General features: G+C 69.0%; 15 protein-coding genes. 5 read left to right on the plus strand and 10 right to left on the minus strand.

Annotation, left to right across the window (positions count from 1 at the left end; translation table 11 throughout):
• Positions 1 to 13: 13 nt before the first annotated feature.
• Positions 14 to 712 (plus strand): TIGR03089 family protein, encoded by a 699-nt coding sequence (locus ACZ6WN_RS07450; RefSeq protein WP_465863732.1) that lies wholly within the window; start codon positions 14 to 16, stop codon positions 710 to 712.
• On the opposite strand, the gene ACZ6WN_RS07455 is transcribed toward ACZ6WN_RS07450, so the two are convergent.
• The 8 genes from ACZ6WN_RS07455 to ACZ6WN_RS07490 all read right to left on the minus strand — a co-directional run bounded on the left by ACZ6WN_RS07455 (position 694) and on the right by ACZ6WN_RS07490 (position 11,323).
• Positions 694 to 2,844, minus strand: coding sequence for an N-acetylmuramoyl-L-alanine amidase (locus ACZ6WN_RS07455; RefSeq protein ID WP_465863734.1), 2,151 nt, complete (start codon positions 2,842 to 2,844; stop codon positions 694 to 696). The genes ACZ6WN_RS07450 and ACZ6WN_RS07455 overlap by 19 nt on opposite strands.
• 123 nt (positions 2,845 to 2,967) lie before the next feature.
• Complete coding sequence (locus ACZ6WN_RS07460; protein ID WP_465863735.1) at positions 2,968 to 3,765, minus strand: ABC transporter ATP-binding protein; 798 nt, start codon at positions 3,763 to 3,765, stop codon at positions 2,968 to 2,970.
• Positions 3,762 to 4,661 (minus strand): ABC transporter permease, encoded by a 900-nt coding sequence (locus tag ACZ6WN_RS07465; RefSeq protein WP_465863736.1) that lies wholly within the window; start codon positions 4,659 to 4,661, stop codon positions 3,762 to 3,764. Before ACZ6WN_RS07465 ends, ACZ6WN_RS07460 begins: the two co-directional genes overlap by 4 nt.
• On the minus strand, positions 4,645 to 6,660 hold the full coding sequence (locus tag ACZ6WN_RS07470) for a glycosyltransferase (RefSeq protein WP_465863738.1): 2,016 nt from the start codon (positions 6,658 to 6,660) through the stop codon (positions 4,645 to 4,647). The genes ACZ6WN_RS07465 and ACZ6WN_RS07470 overlap by 17 nt, the downstream gene beginning before the upstream one ends.
• Positions 6,657 to 7,850, minus strand: coding sequence for a UDP-galactopyranose mutase (glf, locus tag ACZ6WN_RS07475; RefSeq protein WP_465863739.1), 1,194 nt, complete (start codon positions 7,848 to 7,850; stop codon positions 6,657 to 6,659). Before glf ends, ACZ6WN_RS07470 begins: the two co-directional genes overlap by 4 nt.
• 37 nt (positions 7,851 to 7,887) lie before the next feature.
• Complete coding sequence (locus ACZ6WN_RS07480) at positions 7,888 to 8,805, minus strand: glycosyltransferase (protein ID WP_465863741.1); 918 nt, start codon at positions 8,803 to 8,805, stop codon at positions 7,888 to 7,890.
• Positions 8,802 to 9,737, minus strand: coding sequence for a glycosyltransferase family 2 protein (locus ACZ6WN_RS07485; protein WP_465863742.1), 936 nt, complete (start codon positions 9,735 to 9,737; stop codon positions 8,802 to 8,804). Before ACZ6WN_RS07485 ends, ACZ6WN_RS07480 begins: the two co-directional genes overlap by 4 nt.
• 83 nt (positions 9,738 to 9,820) lie before the next feature.
• Positions 9,821 to 11,323, minus strand: coding sequence for an LCP family protein (locus ACZ6WN_RS07490; protein ID WP_465863744.1), 1,503 nt, complete (start codon positions 11,321 to 11,323; stop codon positions 9,821 to 9,823).
• Between the two features lie 112 nt (positions 11,324 to 11,435).
• On the opposite strand from ACZ6WN_RS07490, the gene ACZ6WN_RS07495 reads away from it, so the two are divergent.
• The 3 genes from ACZ6WN_RS07495 to ACZ6WN_RS07505 all read left to right on the plus strand — a co-directional run bounded on the left by ACZ6WN_RS07495 (position 11,436) and on the right by ACZ6WN_RS07505 (position 14,381).
• Positions 11,436 to 12,782, plus strand: coding sequence for an LCP family protein (locus ACZ6WN_RS07495; protein WP_465863746.1), 1,347 nt, complete (start codon positions 11,436 to 11,438; stop codon positions 12,780 to 12,782).
• Between the two features lie 100 nt (positions 12,783 to 12,882).
• Positions 12,883 to 13,605 (plus strand): ABC transporter ATP-binding protein, encoded by a 723-nt coding sequence (locus ACZ6WN_RS07500; protein ID WP_465863747.1) that lies wholly within the window; start codon positions 12,883 to 12,885, stop codon positions 13,603 to 13,605.
• On the plus strand, positions 13,605 to 14,381 hold the full coding sequence (locus ACZ6WN_RS07505; RefSeq protein WP_465863749.1) for a hypothetical protein: 777 nt from the start codon (positions 13,605 to 13,607) through the stop codon (positions 14,379 to 14,381). Before ACZ6WN_RS07500 ends, ACZ6WN_RS07505 begins: the two co-directional genes overlap by 1 nt.
• Before the next feature lie 13 nt (positions 14,382 to 14,394).
• On the opposite strand, the gene ACZ6WN_RS07510 is transcribed toward ACZ6WN_RS07505, so the two are convergent.
• Both ACZ6WN_RS07510 and ACZ6WN_RS07515 read right to left on the minus strand, forming a co-directional pair.
• Complete coding sequence (locus tag ACZ6WN_RS07510; RefSeq protein WP_465863750.1) at positions 14,395 to 15,063, minus strand: response regulator; 669 nt, start codon at positions 15,061 to 15,063, stop codon at positions 14,395 to 14,397.
• Entirely contained in the window at positions 15,060 to 16,199 is a 1,140-nt protein-coding gene (locus tag ACZ6WN_RS07515) for a sensor histidine kinase (protein ID WP_465863752.1), read from the minus strand. Before ACZ6WN_RS07515 ends, ACZ6WN_RS07510 begins: the two co-directional genes overlap by 4 nt.
• A gap of 102 nt (positions 16,200 to 16,301) precedes the next feature.
• Between ACZ6WN_RS07515 and ACZ6WN_RS07520 the strand changes: the two genes are divergently transcribed.
• Positions 16,302 to 17,201 carry a crotonase/enoyl-CoA hydratase family protein gene (locus ACZ6WN_RS07520; RefSeq protein WP_465863754.1) on the plus strand — a complete coding sequence of 300 codons (900 nt, stop codon included), beginning with the start codon at positions 16,302 to 16,304 and terminating at the stop codon, positions 17,199 to 17,201.
• Positions 17,202 to 17,292: the final 91 nt, after the last annotated feature.

Below are 17,292 nucleotides of genomic sequence, written 5' to 3' on the forward strand. Positions count from 1 at the left end.
TTAGGGTTTCCGTGTGACCAGCTTCCCCGAGACCCTCGCCCGAGCCCTGCGGACCAACCCCGGTGGCCCGTTCGTGACCTTCTACGACGAGGCGAGCGGCGAGCGCCAGGAGCTCTCGACCACGACGTACGCCAACTGGGTGGCCAAGGCCTCGGGGCTGCTCGTGGACGAGCACGGCCTCGAGCGCGGGGACAGCATCCGGATCGACCTGCCCACCCACTGGCTGGCCACCGTCTTCCTCGGCGCCGCCTGGAACACCGGTCTCGTGGTGACCGACTCAGAGAGCCCCGACGCGGTCGTCTGCGGACCCGAGACCCTGCTGACCTGGGCGGACGGTGCCGGGAAGCGGCCGACGCTGGCATGCTCGCTGCTGCCGTTCGGCGTACGTTTCGCCGACCCGCTCCCCCAGGGCGTGCACGACGTCGGCATCGAGGTCTGGGGGCAGCCGGACGCCTTCACCCCCATCGATCCGCCGGCCGCGGACGACACCGCCACCTCGTGGGCGGGCGTCGAGACCAGCCACGCCGACCTGTTCAGCGACGGGAAGGCCGATCGGCTGCTCTCCACCGTCCCCTCGGCCTCCCCTGCCGGGGCCGAACTCCTGGCCGCCCTGCTCGCCGGTGGCGGCTCGCTGGTGCTGGCGACCCACGCGACCGACGACCGCCTGGCCGCCCTCGCGGAGGCCGAGCGCGCTCAGCCGAACTGGTCGTAGCCCCGCACGACGCCCATCTGGGTCTTCCGGTCCCAGCCGCCGCTCTGGTTGTGCTCGTAGGCGAACCACATCCCGTCGGACTTGCGGCGCAGCAGCACGTCGCCGCCGGTGGAGGCACCGCGAAGATCCTTGGTCGCGAGGATGAAGTCGAAGGCGCTGGTGTCGATCCCGGGGTCGGAGTAGGTGGTCAGGCCACCAGGGCCGTTGGTGCGGAAGATCAGCAGCTGGTTGGAGCGCTTGAAGATCACCTCCGGCGAGCCGTCGTCAGCGTAGAAGCGGCCGGCGCCGATGACCTGATTCGCTCCGCTGACACCGCTGCGGATCCGGTAGGACGCACCCAGCGCACCGGTCCCACGGCCCGGCCAGACCCGGATCTCGCCGGTTGAGTGCTTGCCCACGAGGTCGGGCCAGCCGTCGCCGGTGATGTCGCCGACCACGTCGATGACCGAGACGGACTGGAAGCCGCGCCCGATGATGACACCGGAGGAGAACGTCTCGGTGCCGTTGCCGCGGTTGACCCGGATCGTTCCGTCGGTGTGGCGGATCAGGATGTCGCCGTCGCCGTCGCGGTCCCAGTCACCGGCGTTCATCAAGGTGGCCGAGGTGCCGCCGATCAGGTTGGTCGCCCGAGGCGTACCGAAGTGGGCGGTGCCGTCGGTGCGGAGCACGACGATCCGCTTGTCGGTGGCTCGCCGGGCGACCAGGTCGGGGTAGCCACGGCCGCTGATCTGCGACTGCAGCTCACGCGCGGCCCAGCTCGCCTGCTTCGAGCCCGCCTGCGAGCGGATCGTGCTCAGCTTGGCGGAGAGATAGCGGCCCGGGCACGCGGTGGAGCCGGCGTCACGGTGGCCCATGATCGCGTGCGAGAAGGTGCGGTCGCCGATCCGGGTCGAGCCCTTGTTGCCGCGGACACCGTGCAGCGACAGCTTCCACGCGAACAGCGTCCCGAAGGCGTTGACCAGCGCGGTCGGCGCTGCGACGTTGTCGAAGTTGCCGATCGCGGAGGCGCCGAAGGCGTAGCTGTTGTAGCCCGAGGTGTGGGCACCCACGACGGGACGGTCGACGCCGCCGTAGCGGCCCTCCCAGATCCGGCCGAACTTGTCGATCAGGAAGTTGTAGCCGATGTCGCGCCAGCCACGGCTCTGCACGTGGTAGACGTAGATGCTCCGGATGATCCCCGGCACCTGGTCCCTGGTGTAGGAGTTGGTGTTGACGGTGTGGTGCACGAACCCGCCGCGGACCTCGTGGTAGTCGGGCGGCCCGGCCTCGCGCACGCTCTCGTCGGCGCCCCACTGGCGTCGGCTGTAGATGCTGGGCTTGGCGGTGTACGCCGCCGCCGACAGCGTCGCGGCCTCCCCCTCCTCGGCGCTCTCGGCTCCCTCCGCGCCCTCCGCAGGCTCCGGCGCGTCATCGGCCCCGGTCTCGATCTCGGGTGACTCGCTGCGGCTCGAGGTCGCTTCGCCGGGCGTGATCACCGCGAGCCTGAGGTCGGCCGGCACCTGGGCACCGGTCAGCCGCAGCCGCGTCTGCACCTGGTCGACCTCGCCGACGACCGCCTCCATGGTGCCCGGCCTCGATCCGTCGGCCTCCGCGGAGCCCGGGTCAGGAGCATGGTCGTCGAGGTGGACGTCCAGCGCCTGCCAGTCGCTCCACGTCCCGTCCACCAGCGTGCGTACGTCGGCCCCGACCGCCTCCTCCGGCACGACCGCGCCGGGGGCCCAGGTGAGTCCGACCGTCCCGAAGCCGTCCACCGGCTGCGGCCGGCTGGTGACGGTCACCGCATCGTCCCGAGAATCGCCCCGAGAGGTGGCTTTCGTGGCCTCAGCGGTGATCCGGCCGACCACCCCGCGCCCGGACGCGCGGCCGCCGGCCAGAGGCTCGGTCAGCGAGATCTCCTCGAGGTGGGCGTCGACGGAGTCCACGGGCACCTGCGCCGCGGACGGCTCGGCCGTCTGAGTGTCGGCGACCGGGACATCTCCGGGGCGGACGACCTTCAGGTCGACGACCGTGCTCGCCGGGACCAGCGCGGCCAGGACGACCCCGAGCACGAGCAGCTGCTGGGTCGAGGCGACATAGCGCGACCGGGCGCGCTGAACCTCGTTCGACTGCTCTTCTCCGGCCTGCGAAGACACGTCTTGGACCCCCCTGGTTCCGTAACACCAGGGAACATCTTTCACATCAGCCACAGAGGACGGAAGAGCCCGCGAGGAACTACATATCTGTAATTCCCCGCGGGCTCCCAGTCCGGAACTGGCTCAGACCTCCGCGCCCAGGGCGCTGTCAGCGGCCTCGAGCTGCTTGAGCTTGGCCGAACCCTTGGCGTCGTCCTCACCGTAGTGGAGGTACTCGATGCCCTCGTCGACGTCGCCGTCGAAGACCAGGCGGCCCTTCTCCAGGCAGATGACGCGGTCGCACATCCGCTTGACCGAGCCCGCCGCGTGGCTGACGTAGACCACGGTGCGGCCGCTGTCGCGGATCTCCTCCATCTTCTCCATGCACTTCTTCTTGAAGGGCTTGTCACCGACGGCGAGGACCTCGTCGGCCAGGAAGATGTCGGAGTCGATGTGGACGGCGACGGAGAAGCCGAGGCGTGAGTACTGCCCCGAGGAGTAGTTGCCGACCGGCGAGTTGAGGTGGTCGCCGAGCTCGGCGAAGTTCACCACGTCGTCGTAGATCGCGGCCGTCTCCTCGGCGGAGAGGCCGTAGATCGCGGCGTTGAGGAAGATGTTCTCCCGGCCGGACAGCTGCGGGTGGAAACCCGCGCCCGTCGCGATCAGGCCGGCGATCTGACCGCGCGTCTTCACGACGCCCTGGTCGGGACGCATCACGCCGCTGATCAGCTTCAGCAGCGTCGACTTGCCCGAGCCGTTGAGGCCCATCAGGCCGACCGACTCGCCCTGCTTGATCGTGAAGGTGACGTCGTCCAGCGCCTTGAAGGTGTTGGAGACCGCCCGTCCCTTCATCTTGGCGACGGTGATGTCCTTGATGCTGCGGTGGTAGCGGAGCGTGAAGTTCTTGGTGACTCCGTCCACCACGATCGAGTCGGCGGTCATGTCAGACGCTCCGGAATCTTGTTCTCGTGCTTGCTGAAGATCAGCTGGGCGATCACCAGCAGCACCAGCGAGACGGCGAACGCCCCCAGCCCGAACAGCCACAGATGCTCGGGCAGGTGCTTGGCAGCGGTCGCCTCGGGGTTCGGGGTCACCCCGACCCAGAAGGCCTGCTGGAAGAGCAGCACGGCATCCGAGATCGGGTTGAGCAGGTAGATCCAGGACTTGTCCCCGAGCGCCTCCTCGATCATCGAGAAGGGGTACATCATCGGGACGCCGAAGCGGATGTAGTTGGTCAGGATGTTGACCGCGCTACCGAAGTCACGGAAGAAGACGTTGGCCAGGCTGAAGACCAGCGCCAGGGCGGTGCCCAGCGCCATCACGATGCCGAGCGCGAGCAGCAGGGACGGAACCGTCTCCCAGGTCGGCGTCCACCCACTGAACACGCAGACGACCACCAGAATCAGGGTCGCCGGCACCAGGTGGTAGAGCGAGACCAGCATCGAGGCGACCGGGAACATCTCCTTCGGCATCGCCATCTTCTTCAGCAGGCCCTTGTTGCCGAGCAGGGAACGCGTCCCGGCGCCGAAGGTCTCGGTGAAGAAGTGGACGATGACGAGCCCGGCGAAGAGGTGGACCGGGTAGTTGTCCATCCCCTTGTCCGCGCCCATGATCTTGCCCATGAACAGCCAGTAGACGCAGAACTGCGTCAGCGGGTTGATGTAGGACCAGAAGACGCCCAGGATCGAGTTGGAGTAGCGACCGCTGATCTCCCGCTGCACGAGCAGCTTGAGGAGGTAGCGGCGCTTGAAGACCGAGAGCAGCCCGAGGTTCTCCGCCGGAGGCGCCAGCGGCGCATCGACGATCCGTACGGGGCGTTCATCAACTCCGGTTGCCATCGGTCCCCTTCTCCTCAGCGGCCTGCCACGGCTCGAAGGTCTTCTCCCAGGCCTCGGGCGAGGTGAACTCGCTCAGCTTGGAGCGGTACTCCTCGGCGAGCTTGGGCCACTGGCGCTTGAGCCGACGGTGCACCTTGACGGTGTCCTTCAGCATCTGGTTGAAGAGCTTCTTGTCGCGGCGGTAGAAGGCGGCGCCCTGCTGGTCGTTCATCGACACGATGGCGCTGTCGTACTTGGTGATCCGGTACCACTGGTTGTCCATCGCGGCGAGCTCGGCCTCGGGGAACTCGGTGGAGAGCTTGCGCGGCTTCATGATCTGCCGGATCGGCGCCTTGAGCGCGGCCAGCTTGACCTCGCGGTTGGTCGGGACCTCGGTGTCCTCCTTGCCCTTGCGCGGCGGCTTGTGGCGGCGCACGGGCGGGAACTCGTCACGGTCGGCCTTGAGCTGCGCGTCCGGGTACTCCTTGACCATCTCGCGTACGGCCGGAAGCTGGGTCGCGAGCGTCTCGTGCAGCTTCTCGGGGCCGGCGAGCACGTCGAGCAGCGCCTGGTGGCGCAGCAGGACCGTCGAGTACTGCATCGAGACCAGGTGCTTGATCTGGTGGGAGAACGACTCGGTGACCATCCGGCCGCCGTCGTCGTAGATCGAGTGCAGCAGCGCGGCCACGAAGCGGTTGCGCTGGTGGAAGTAGGACTGCCAGTCGAGGGCGTCGTTCTTGTCGGTCCACGGGACGTGCCACACGGCCGCACCCGGGAACGAGACGGTCGGGAAGCCGGCCGCCTTGGCGCGCAGGCCGTACTCGGAGTCGTCCCACTTGATGAAGACCGGCAGCGAGAGCCCGATCTCCTCGATCACCTTGCGCGGGATCAGGCACATGAACCAGCCGTTGAAGTCCACGTCGACGCGCTTGTGCAGCCAGCGGGTCGAGCGCAGGTTGCGGGCGCCGAAGTCCCAGTCGCCGTAGACGCCGGGAGCCGACTGCCACCAGAAGCGCCACGGCTGGACGATCTCGCCGTAGGAGTGCAGGCGCGACTTGGCGTAGAGCGAGAACATGTGGCCGCCGACGATGGTCGGCCGCTTGGCGAGGTCACCGAAGGTGATCGCGCGGATGATGCCCTCGGGCTCGCAGACGACGTCGTCGTCCATCATCAGGGCGTACGTCGCGGTGCCCTTGCGCAGCGACTCGAGCTGACCGCGCGCGTAGCCGCCGGAGCCGCCCAGGTTGCCCTGCTCGATGATGTGCAGCAGGTCGCCCAGCGCCTTCTCGGCCGCGGGGAACTCGACGTCGTCGACGACCTTCTTGGTGCCCTGCTCCATCACGAAGACGGTGTCGAGGTAGGGGCGCAGCTGCTCGTCCTCGCCCATCTGCGCGAGCAGCTTGGCGCAGAAGTCGGGCTTGTTCATCGTGGTGACGCAGACGTCGACGGTGCCGTGCTCGGCACGGTCGTCGGGGACCTCCGCGGTCCACTCGGCCGAGGTGATGACGGCGTCCTCGTCGGAGGCGACGACGTCGTACCAGTACCAGCCGCCGTCGACGAACGGCTTCAGCGGCAGGTCGAAGGTGAAGGTGCCCTCGGGGTTGGTGCCGGTGTCCGCGGCGTCGACGCGCTGCGAGCGGCCGTTGGCCATCGACTTGTAGACGATGACGCTCGCGCCGCGGCCCTGGAGCGCGACGGTCAGCTTCACGCTGTCGACCACGGTGTGCCGGCGCCAGTAGCTGGCGGGGAACGCGTTGAAGTAGGTGCCGAGCGAGAGCCGCTCGCTCTTCAGGATCCGCAGTGCCGTACGCGACTCGATCTGGTCGGGGTGGATCTGGGTCCCGTCGTTGATCGACTGGCGGATCTGGGCGTTGTTCAGCGCCTGGGCCGTCTTGTCGGAGCCGACCTCGTACTTGTCGGCGTCGAGGATCGCGGCCTGGTTGTCGACGTAGAGCGGGAGTACGTCGGAGTCACGGTCCAGGGGCAGGATCTGCCGCTGGAGCAGTCGGGTCACGCTCATTCGTCAACGCCTCCGGAGGTGAGCGGGGTGCCGTCCTCGAAGTGGGGACGGAGCTTGTTCTCGAACATGGTGAGCGCGGACGCGATCGCCATGTGCATGTCCAGGTACTTGTAGGTGCCGAGGCGGCCGCCGAAGAGCACCATCGGCTCCTTCTTGGCCAGGTCGCGGTAGACCAGGATCTTCTCGCGGTTGTCGGCGGTGTTGATCGGGTAGTACGGCTCGTCACCCTCCTGGGCGAAGCGGCTGTACTCCTTGACCACGATCGTCTTGCCGGGCTTGTAGCGGTCGGCGCGCTCGGGGTGGAGGTGCTTGAACTCCAGCTCGCGGGTGAACGGGACCTCGGGGTCGTTGGCGTTCACCACGCCGGTGCCCTGGTAGTCGTCCACGTCGAGGGTCTCGGACTCCAGGTCCACGGTGCGCCAGGAGAGCTTGCCGGCGGAGAAGTCGAAGTACTCGTCGACCGGACCGGTGTAGACGATCGGGACCTTGCCCTTGAAGTCGTCGACGACCGTGAAGAAGTCGGTGTCGAGCAGGACCGTGATGTTCGGGTGGTCCGCCATCCGCTGCAGCCACGCGGTGTAGCCGTCGACGGGGAGGCCCTCGTACTTGTCGTTGAAGTAGCGGTTGTCGAAGGTGTAGCGGACCGGGAGGCGCGTGATGATGTCGGGCGACAGCTCCGTCGGGTCCTTCTCCCACTGCTTGGCGGTGTAGCCCTTGATGAACGCCTCGTAGAGCGGGCGGCCGATCAGCGAGATCGCCTTCTCCTCGAGGTTCTTGGCGTCCTCGGTGTTGAACTCGGAGGCCTGCTCCGCGATCAGCGCGCGCGCCTCGTCGGGGGTGTGCGACTTCCCGAAGAAGGAGTTGATCAGCGCGAGGTTCATCGGCAGGGAGTAGACCTGCCCCTTGTACTTCCCGAACACCTTGTGCTTGTAGTCGGTGAACTCGGTGAACTTCCGCACGTAGTTCCACACCTTCTCGTTGGAGGTGTGGAAGAGGTGGGTGCCGTACTTGTGCACCTCGATGCCGGTCTCCTCGTCGAACTCGGAGTAGGCGTTTCCACCGATGTGCGGGCGGCGCTCGATGATGAGCACCTTCTTGTCCAGCTCGGTGGCGGCGCGCTCGGCGATGGTCAGGCCGAAGAGGCCGGAGCCGACGACGACGAGGTCAGGAGTGGTTTCAGGGAAGGACACGATCGCTCAGTCTAGGTCTCTGTGGGTAAGGGGACGGTCAGGAGGAGGTGGAGGGTGCTGCAACAGGCAGCGTTCGCATGCCCCGCGCGGCGCGCAGGGCCTTGATCACGTTGACGGCCTCGTGCTTGCCGCCACGCAGCGGGCTGAGGAGGACCACAGCCGCGGTGATGAGCCAGGGCTTGAGACGTACGAGGACGTTCTCGCCGTAGCGGAGGTGGACGACGAAGAGGTTGCGGTACATGTAGAAGCCCTTCCAGCCGGCCAGGTCGTGCTGCTGGCTGAAGTCGAGCTGTCGCACGAGCACCGCGTCGCGTACGGCCCAGATGGTGCGGCCGGAGCGGCGGGCGCGGATCGCGAGATCCACGTCGTCGTAGAAGATGAAGTAGGAGGGGTCGGGGAGACCGATCTCCTCCAGGACGGTGCGGCGGATCATGAAGCCCTCGAAGGCGACGTTCTCCACCGGCACCCGCTCGGGCATGGCGTCGCGGGTCGGGTAGGTGTCCATGACCGCGGCGGTCTTGGGCTTGATCGCGAGCGGGTTGCGCAGGTCGAACTTCAGCGCGGCCAGCTCGATCAGGTTGCCGTTGCGGTCCTCGCGCACCGAGAAGAGGCAGTCCTCGTCCTGGGCGAGCAGCACCTCGAGACAGTCGTGGGCCGGGACGACGTCGTCGTCGATCAGGTAGAGACGGTCCCAGCCCTGCTCGACCGCTGCCTTGGTGCCGAGGTGGAAGCCACCGGCGCCGCCGAGGTTCTCCGGGCTGTCGATGACCTGGAGGTTGGGCGTGACCGCCTCGGCGAGGACCTGCGCGGTGTGGTCCGTGGAGGCGTTGTCGACGACGATCACGGCGTCGGCGGGCTGATCGAGCTTGGTGAGCCCGTCGAGCAGCCCACGCAGCATGTCGGCGCGGTTGTAGGTGACGACGACGATCGCGACCGTCTCACGGGTGGTGCTCAACGAAGGAACCTCTCGTGTCCACTGAAGTCCCCCCGGACAGCCGCCCACCAGGCCTGCGCAGAGAGCCGGATCCGCTTCGGCTGCGGCTTGGTGAGCAGGTAGAACCATAGAGTCTTGGCCACGAAAGCCAAAGCGAAGGGCCACCCTCGGTAGTCGCGCAGGTTGAGCAGGTTGTTGCGCGCCATGCAGTAGTGCTTCAGGTCGCTCGGCGTGTGGTTGTACGTCGCCCGCCCCCACGCCATCGGGGTGCCGAGATCGCCGACGGAGGGGTGACGCACCTGAGCGCCGACGACGGTCGCGATCCGGGCCCCGGCCTTCTCGGCCCGGAGGCGGTATTCGTGGTCGTCGCCCCAGATGAAGTACTCCGCCCGGGGGTAGCCGATCCGCTCCACCAGGTCACGGGTGACCAGGACGCCGTTGAACGGGATCACGATGTCCTTGATCAGGCCGTCGGTGGCGGCCTGCTCGACATCACGCAGCTGGTGCACGACCTTGGAGCGGCCCGGGAGCCGGATCGGGAACACCAGGCGGCCGGGGTCGCCCTCGTCGACGACCAGCGGCCCCCAGAAGTCGAGGTCGGTCTGCTTGAGCAGCAGCCCCAGGCAGTCGGGATCGGGCAGGCCGTCGTCGTCCATCAGCCAGACCAGGTCGGCGTCGCGCTCGATGGCCAGCTTCAGGCCGTCGTGGAACCCGCCGGCACCGCCGCTGTTGCGCTGCAGGGTGCGGGCGATCACCGGCACCTGGCGCTGACCCGGCTCCGCGGCGCCGTCGAGCTCGGCGAGCCACTGCGACGTACCGTCAGTGGAGGCGTTGTCGATGACGATCACCTCGTCGAGGCCGTCGACCACGTCGAGCCGCTCCAGCAGTCGCTGCAGCAGCTCGAGACGGTTGAAGGTCACCACGACCGCGGTGACACGATTGCTCCCTGGCACGGATCCAGACTAGCCGCGACCGCGGGGTATCCCGGGAATCAGCGAGTCGCTGTGACGCCCCGTTAACGCGTTGTTCAACACGCTCAGCACGCCGAGGCGAGGTCGTCGGTCTCGTTGGCCTGGTAGCCCTTGTTGCGCGAACCCAGGGAGCCGCCGGTGACCGGGCCGCCCTTGTCGGAGTCGCCGGCGGCCTTGGTCTTCTTCTCCGGCGCGGGTGCCTTGGTCTCGCCGTCGTCGCCGGTGCCGGGCGAGGCGAAGACCTCCTCCTTCTTCGGGGTGGCCTTCTTCACCGCCTTGCGCACCTCGGCGTGGATGTCGGACATGTTCGGGTCGGCGGTGTCGACCAGCGGCGGGACCAGCGAGAGCGTCGAGATCTTCTGCGACTTCGCCTTCAGCGCCAGCGCCGAGAACCGCTCGATCTCGCTCGGGGGCACGCTGGTGGTGATGGTGGAGCCGGTCGCCTTCGCGACGTCCTGGTAGTGGCGTACGACGTCGGCGGGGCTGGTCTGCTGCAGGATCGCGTTCAGGACGCACTTCTGGCGGGCCATCCGGGAGTAGTCGTCGGAGTCGTGGCGGGCCCGGGCGTACCAGAGGGTCTCCCAGCCGTCGAGCTTCTTCACCCCCGGCTGGATGTGGGTGTAGAACTTGTCGGAGGGCAGGCCGACCGGGATCGGCTGGCGGACGTTCAGGGTCACTCCCCCGATCGCGTCCACGATCTCCTGGAAGCCGTTGAGATCGACGATCGCGTAGTAGCTGATCTGCAGGTCGGTGATGCCCTCGACCGCGTCGACCGTGGCGGCCATGCCGGGGTGGTCCTCGTCCTGGTAGAGGTCCTTGTGGTCCTCGGCCCAGGTGCTCACGCCGTTGAGGTAGCAGCCGTCGCAGTCGAAGCCGCGCGGGAACTCCTCATCCATCGGGGAGCCCTCGTCGAAGGTGAAGTTCGCCATGTTGCGGGGCAGGCCGATGAGGACGGTGCGACCCGTGACCGCGTCGATGGAGGCGACGGTGAGCGAGTCGGGACGCAGGCCCCAGCGGGTCTTCCCGCCGTCGGAGTCGGCGCCGGCGAGCAGGACGTTGAAGCGGCCGTTGTGGGCCTCGGCGGCCTCGGCGCCGGCGAAGATCGCCTCGACCATCCCCTTGTGCACGCCGACCAGGTGGGCGCCGAAGATCAGGGTCGCGGCCACGGAGAAGGCCAGCGCGCCGTTGATCGCGACCACGATCCGGCGCTGCTTGAGGTCGAGCTCGAGCGGGCGGCCCAGGCGCCAGGCGTCGATGAAGAGCCCGGCCCAGGCGATGGCGCCGGCGATGAGACCGATGCGGAACAGACCCAGCAGCCACGGCGTCGTGCCGAGGCGGAAGATCAGGCCGTGCCAGAGCAGCGAGATCGCGAAGACCAGCCCGGTGGTGACCGCGAGACCGATGACGGTCCAGATCGCGATCCGGCCGACGCGGCGGTTGCCCGCGACGAGCTGGGCGGACCCCGGCAGGAGCAGGGTGATCAGCAGCAGCGCCATGGCGCGACGGAACCGCACGCGGGAGGCGCGCTCGGCGGCCGTACGCTGGGGCCGGTAGTTCTGGTCAGCCATCTGGGGTCCCTCGGGTGTGAGTCTGCACCGCCAGTATCACCAGTCACACGAGTAACACGGTGGTGCGACGCGCCGACTAACTTTAGCGGCCCGGCACGGTACGTTTGAGCGCATGCCAAACCCCCGCAACCCTGGCAGCCCCAACGATCCCCGGTCGCAGCAGTACGGCTGGGCGTACGGCAACGGCCAGCAAGCTCAGCCCTCGGGGCCCGAGCCCACCAACGTCATGCCCACCGTCCGGCGCCCGTCCGGCGGCCCGCCTCCCGCAGCGCCGCCGCGTGGCGGCTACGACCGGCCGCTGCCCCAGCCGGGGCAGATCGCGCCGACCCCTGGTCAACAGGGTGGGTATGGCAACCAGGGCTACGACCAGGGCTACAACCAGGACTGGAGCCAGCCGAGCGAATACGGCGGCAACGGCGGCTATGGGGGTCCGGGCGATGGCTACGGCGGCGGTCGCGGGGGCCGCCAGCCCCGTCAGCCCAGGCCCAAGAAGCGCCACCCGTTCCGCACGTTCGTCGCGATCGTGATGATCCCGGTGCTGATCCTGGTCGGCGCGGTGGCCTGGATCGGCATCAGCGCCTGGAACAAGGTCGACAAGGTCCCCTACGAGCCGACCGCGGGCGAGCGGCCCGCGGACCAGCCCGGCACGACGTACCTCATCGTCGCCAGCGACTCCCGTGAGGGCCTGACCGCCGAGGAGAAGAAGAAGCTGCACACCGGCGACGCCGCGGGCAGCCGCACCGACACGATCAAGCTGCTGCACACGGGTGCCGGCAAGACGATCGTGGTCACCATCCCGCGCGACTCCCCGGTGGACATCCCCGGCCACGGCAACACCAAGATCAACGCGGCCTTCGCCTACGGCGGTCCCGAGCTGCTGACCCAGACGATCGAGCAGAACACCGGCGTACGTATCGACGGCTACGTCGAGATCGGCATGGGCGGCCTCGCCCGGCTGGTCGACGGTGTCGGCGGCGTCGAGATCTGCCCGAAGCAGAACATGAAGGACCCGCTTGCCGGGTTGGACATCGAGAAGGGCTGCCAGGAGGCCGACGGCGCGACCGCTCTGGCCTACGCCCGCTCGCGTCACGTGGAGAGCACCGGCGACCTGGCGCGAGGCGTCAACCAGACCGAGGTCATCTCCGGCATCGGCAAGAAGATGACCAACCCGGCCACCGTGCTCAACCCGTTTAAGCTCGCCGAGATGGGCAAGGGCGCCGAGGGCCTCAAGGTCGGCAAGGGCATGAGCGTCATCGGCGGCGCGAAGTTCGCCTGGGCCTTCAAGGCGCTCGCCGGTGGCTCCGCGATGACCTGCGGCGTCCCGATCGTGGGCATGAGCACCCAGTGGGACCGGGAGCGCGCCCTGACGATGTTCGGTCACATCAAGGAGGACACGGTCGACGACATCCCCGCCGACCTCTGCACGCCGACCGGACTGCCGAAGAGCGTCACCGGCTGACCCCGCGTTTGGTTCGCCGCCGTCCCTACTGACCTTCGTCGGTAGGGACGGCTGCTTTTCGTCCACTGTGCCCGGCCCCGCGCGTCCCTAGGTTCGAGGCATGATCACTCTGGACCACCTGACCAAGAGATACGGCGCGACCACCGCGGTCGACGATCTCACCCTGCAGATACAGCCCGGCCGGGTCACCGGCTTCCTCGGCCCCAACGGCGCCGGGAAGTCCACCACGATGCGGATGATCCTCGGCCTGGACCGGCCGACGTCGGGGGCCGCCACGATCGACGGACGTCCGTACGTCTCGCTGCGGCGTCCGCTGCGCGAGGTCGGTGCGCTGCTGGACGCTCGTGCCGTGCACCCGGGACGGAGGTTGCGTACGCATCTGGTGGCGATGGCGCGGAGCAACTCGATCCCGGTGGCCCGGGTCGACGAGGTGCTCGAGCGGGTCGGCCTGGCCGGGGTGGGGCGCCGCCGGGCCGGATCGCTCTCTCTCGGGATGAGCCAGCGGCTCGGGATCGCGGGCGTGCTGCTCGGCGACCCGCGGGTGATGCTCTTCGACGAGCCGGTCAACGGGCTCGATCCCGACGGGGTGCTGTGGATCCGGAAGCTGCTGAGGTCGCTCGCCGCGGAGGGGCGTACGGTCCTCGTCTCCAGCCATCTGATGAGCGAGATGCAGCAGACCGCCGACCATCTGATCGTGCTGGGCCGCGGGCGGCTGCTCGCGGACTCCTCGATGGCCTCGTTCCTCGCCGGACACTCCTCGTTGGAAGAGGCCTACTTCCGGCTGACCGCGGGAAGCGTCGAGTACGCCGGGGAGGTGGCCTGATGCTGGCTGCGATCTCGTCCGAATGGACCAAGCTCTGGTCGGTCCGCTCGACCTGGTGGTGCCTGATCGGTGCGGCGGCGCTGATGGCGCTCTACGCCGTCCCGCTGGGCTTCGACGCCGCCGAGCCCAACCCGGACCTGTCCCACGCCGACCAGCTGCTCCACGTCGAGGAGGTCGCCACCGCGGGGCTGCTGTTCACCCAGTTCGCGCTGATCGCGCTGGCCCTGCTGACGGTGACCTCGGAGTACGCCTCCGGCAGCATGCGTACGACGCTGCAGTGCGAGCCCCGGCGCGGCCGGGTGCTGGTCGCGAAGCTCGTCGTCGTCGAGGTGGTGGCGGTGGTCGCCGGGGCGCTCCTCGCCGTCCTGGGTGCCGGCCTCGGCTACCTGACCGCCGGCGACTACGGCGTCTTCGACGTCTCCTCGGTGGCCACGGTGGCCGGCAAGGTCAGCATCTACCTGGGCGTGGTGGTCGCGCTGGCCATCGGGCTCGCGGTCGGTCTGCGCAGCACCGCCGGGGCGCTGGTCGTGGCCTTCCTGGTGCTCTTCCTGCTGCCGATGGTGCTGATGATGAGCGGGATGGACCTGATGACCGACGTGTCCTACTACCTGCCGGGGACGGCGGGCACGGAATACCTCGGCATCGGGATCGCGACCCTCTTCGGGCTCGACGACGGGCTCCCCTACGGCCCCAGCGGCGGTCTCGGGCTCCTCGCCGCCTGGTCGGTGGTCACGCTGCTCGCCGGTCAGTTGGTGTTCCGCCGGCGTGACGCCTGAGGCCTTCGCCCTGCTAGCGGTCCTCGCCCACGAGCCCGGCCTCGTGAGCGAGGACCGCTGCCTGCACCCGGTTGCGTACGCCGAGACGGCCGAAGGCGCTGCTCAGATAGGCCTTCACGGTGCCCTCCACGAGGTGGAGACGGCGGCCGATCTCGGCGTTGGAGAGCCCGGCGCCGACCAGCGCCATCACGTCGCGCTCACGGTCGGTGAGCACGGCGACCTTGGCCCGCGCGTCCGCGGCCCGCGACATCCGGTCGCCGGCACCGGCGCCGATCTCGGCGATGACGCGCTGGGCGACCCGTGGCGAGAGAAAGGCAGCGCCGTCGGCGACGGCGTGGACCCCCGCGAGCAGCTCGCGCGGGTCGCCCGACTTCAACAGGAACCCGCTCGCCCCGTCACCGAGGGCCCGGGCGATGTAGGCGTCCTCGGAGAAGGTGGTCAGCATGACCCGCGCGGTCTCCGGGGCGGTCCGGGCGATCTCGGCCCCCGCCGCCAGACCGTCCATCCGCGGCATCCGGACGTCGAGCAGCGCGACATCGGGCCGGTGACGTTGGGCCGCCTCGACCGCCTCCCGGCCGTCGGCAGCCTCGGCGACCACCTCGATCGCCTCGTCGGTCTCGAGGATCGCGCGTACGCCGGCCCGCACCATCGCCTCGTCGTCGGCCAGCAGCACCCGGATCACAGCGCGGCCTCGCGCCGGTGGTGGGCGGGCAGGTCGGCGACCACCTCGAAGCCTCCGCCGGGAACGGGGCCGTGGCGCAATCTGCCGCCGGCCGCGCGGGCCGCCTCCTCGAGCCCGGCCAGGCCCAGCCCGGTCGTCGTGCCGGCCCGCGGCGGGAGGGTCGCCCGGCCGTTGCTCACCGAGAGACGTACGCCGTCGGGTTCGTGCTCTTCCACCGCGACCGTCACCGACGACCCCGGAGCATGTCGGGCGGCGTTGGTGAGCGCCTCCTGCACGATCCGGTGCACGGCCGCGTCCCGCACCGGGACGGCCCCCTCGTCGAGCGATCCCGTCAGGCGTACGTCCATCCCCGACTCACGCGCGCGCTCGACGAGGCCACCGATCCCGGCCCCGGCAGGGGTCAGCGGGGCTTCCTCGGCAGCGGGTCGGAGGACACCGACGATCTCGCCGAGCCGCGCGGTGGCCCCGGCGGCGGCCGCACGGATGGCACCGGCCGCCTCCTGGTGGGCGTCGGACAGCCCCGGCGCCACCTCGAGCGCACCGGCGCGCAGCGCGATCAGGCTGAGCTCGTGGCCCAAGGAGTCGTGCATCTCCTGGGCGATCCGGGCACGCTCGGTGAGCTGGGCCTGCTCGATCTCGGTCGAGTGGTGGCGAGCGACCTGACGCAGGTAGCGACCGCTGAGCCACGGCAGCACCATGAAGATCATCATGTTGCCGGCCATCGCGACCTGCACCCCGCCGCCGTTGACGACCGTGTCCAGCACCGTCAGCATCACCACGGCCATGCCCGCCACGACGGCCGACGGCCACACCTGGTCGGCCAATCTGCCGACGAGGAAGCTCACCAGGGCCGCGAACGCGACGTAGCTGATCAGGATCCACCCGTCGTTGGCCACCACGGTGCCGCCGACCAGTGCGCACACGAGCGCGACCGCGAGGGCCGGATGCCTGCGCCGGACCCACATCGCGAGGGTGACGCCGAGGACGCCCGCCAGCGCCGACCAGCCCGACCACTGCGGATGGCCGGCCTCGCTCATGTAGAGGTGTTCGGCGGCGACCGCCACGACCAGGAGGCCCGACAGGATCGGCGCGGGAAATGACCGAGCCGACAGGCGGGGCCGTCGCAGCAGACTCACGCTCACCACGGTAGTTGCCGTCCTGACCGGGCTGTACCGACTTTCGACAGTAGGCAGACCCGCCCTTCCATAGCCGAACGCAGTCGATACAGACTGTGACCCATGGCTTACGAGACCCTGACCTTCGACGTGGACGCCGACGGCATCGCGCTCCTGACCCTCAACCGCCCCGACGCGCTCAACTCGTTCACGGTGACGATGGCGCGCGAGCTCGAGGAGGTCTTCACCACCGACGCGATGGCCGACGAGGTGCGCGCGGTGATCGTGACCGGCGCCGGGCGGGCCTTCTGCGCCGGGATGGACCTCTCCGCCTCCGGGAACGTCTTCGGCCTCGACGAGTCGCTGCAGCCGACGCCGGAGAGGCTCGCCGAGCACCTCGCCGACCCGGCCAACCACCCCGAGTACGCCGAGGGCGTACGCGACACGGGCGGCAAGGTCACGCTCGCGATCCACGCGCTCCCCAAGCCGGTGATCGCCGCGGTCAACGGCCCGGCCGTCGGGATCGGCGCCACCATGCTGTGTGCGATGGACGCGCGGCTGGCCTCCTCGAAGGCGAAGATCGGCTTCGTCTTCGGCAAGCTCGGCATCGTTCCCGAAGCCTGCTCCTCCTACTTCCTGCCGCGCGTGGTGGGCGTCCCGCGGGCGCTGGAGTGGCTCTACACCGCGGAGATCCTCGACCCCGACCAGGCTCTCGACGGCGGCCTCGTCCGCAGCATCCACCTGCCCGACGAGCTGCTGCCCGCCGCCTTCGAGCTGGCCCGGAGGTTCACCCAGAACCGGTCGCCGGTCGGCACCGCTCTCGTCCGCCAGCTGATCACCCGCAACGCCTCCGCCCGCCATCCGCTCGAGGCGCACCTGTCCGACTCGCTGGCGATGTTCTACGCCTCGATCGGCGACGGCAAGGAGGGCGTCGCCGCGTTCCTGGAGAAGCGGGCCCCGGAGTTCACCTCGAAGGCGTCCGAGGTTCCGGACGTCTTCTACCCCACACATTTTACGGGCTGACCTGCAGCGACAGTCGAAGACCCTCTGTTCTGCGGAAGCATCCTGGGTTACGGTCGAAAGTGGGCCCGCCCGCTGGTCCCTCACCCGGGCG

It is taken from the genome of Nocardioides sp. NPDC054178, assembly GCF_055585005.1.

What these genes read in the sequence shown, in the direction of transcription:
- ACZ6WN_RS07460 (WP_465863735.1), bottom strand. Translation starts at nt 3,765, where the DNA reads ATGACCGCCGACTCGATCGTGGTGGACGGAGTCACCAAGAACTTCACG.
- ACZ6WN_RS07465 (WP_465863736.1), bottom strand. Translation starts at nt 4,661, where the DNA reads ATGGCAACCGGAGTTGATGAACGCCCCGTACGGATCGTCGATGCGCCG.
- ACZ6WN_RS07495 (WP_465863746.1), top strand. Translation starts at nt 11,436, where the DNA reads ATGCCAAACCCCCGCAACCCTGGCAGCCCCAACGATCCCCGGTCGCAG.
- ACZ6WN_RS07505 (WP_465863749.1), top strand. Translation starts at nt 13,605, where the DNA reads ATGCTGGCTGCGATCTCGTCCGAATGGACCAAGCTCTGGTCGGTCCGC.
- ACZ6WN_RS07500 (WP_465863747.1), top strand. Translation starts at nt 12,883, where the DNA reads ATGATCACTCTGGACCACCTGACCAAGAGATACGGCGCGACCACCGCG.
- ACZ6WN_RS07490 (WP_465863744.1), bottom strand. Translation starts at nt 11,323, where the DNA reads ATGGCTGACCAGAACTACCGGCCCCAGCGTACGGCCGCCGAGCGCGCC.
- ACZ6WN_RS07470 (WP_465863738.1), bottom strand. Translation starts at nt 6,660, where the DNA reads ATGAGCGTGACCCGACTGCTCCAGCGGCAGATCCTGCCCCTGGACCGT.
- ACZ6WN_RS07520 (WP_465863754.1), top strand. Translation starts at nt 16,302, where the DNA reads ATGGCTTACGAGACCCTGACCTTCGACGTGGACGCCGACGGCATCGCG.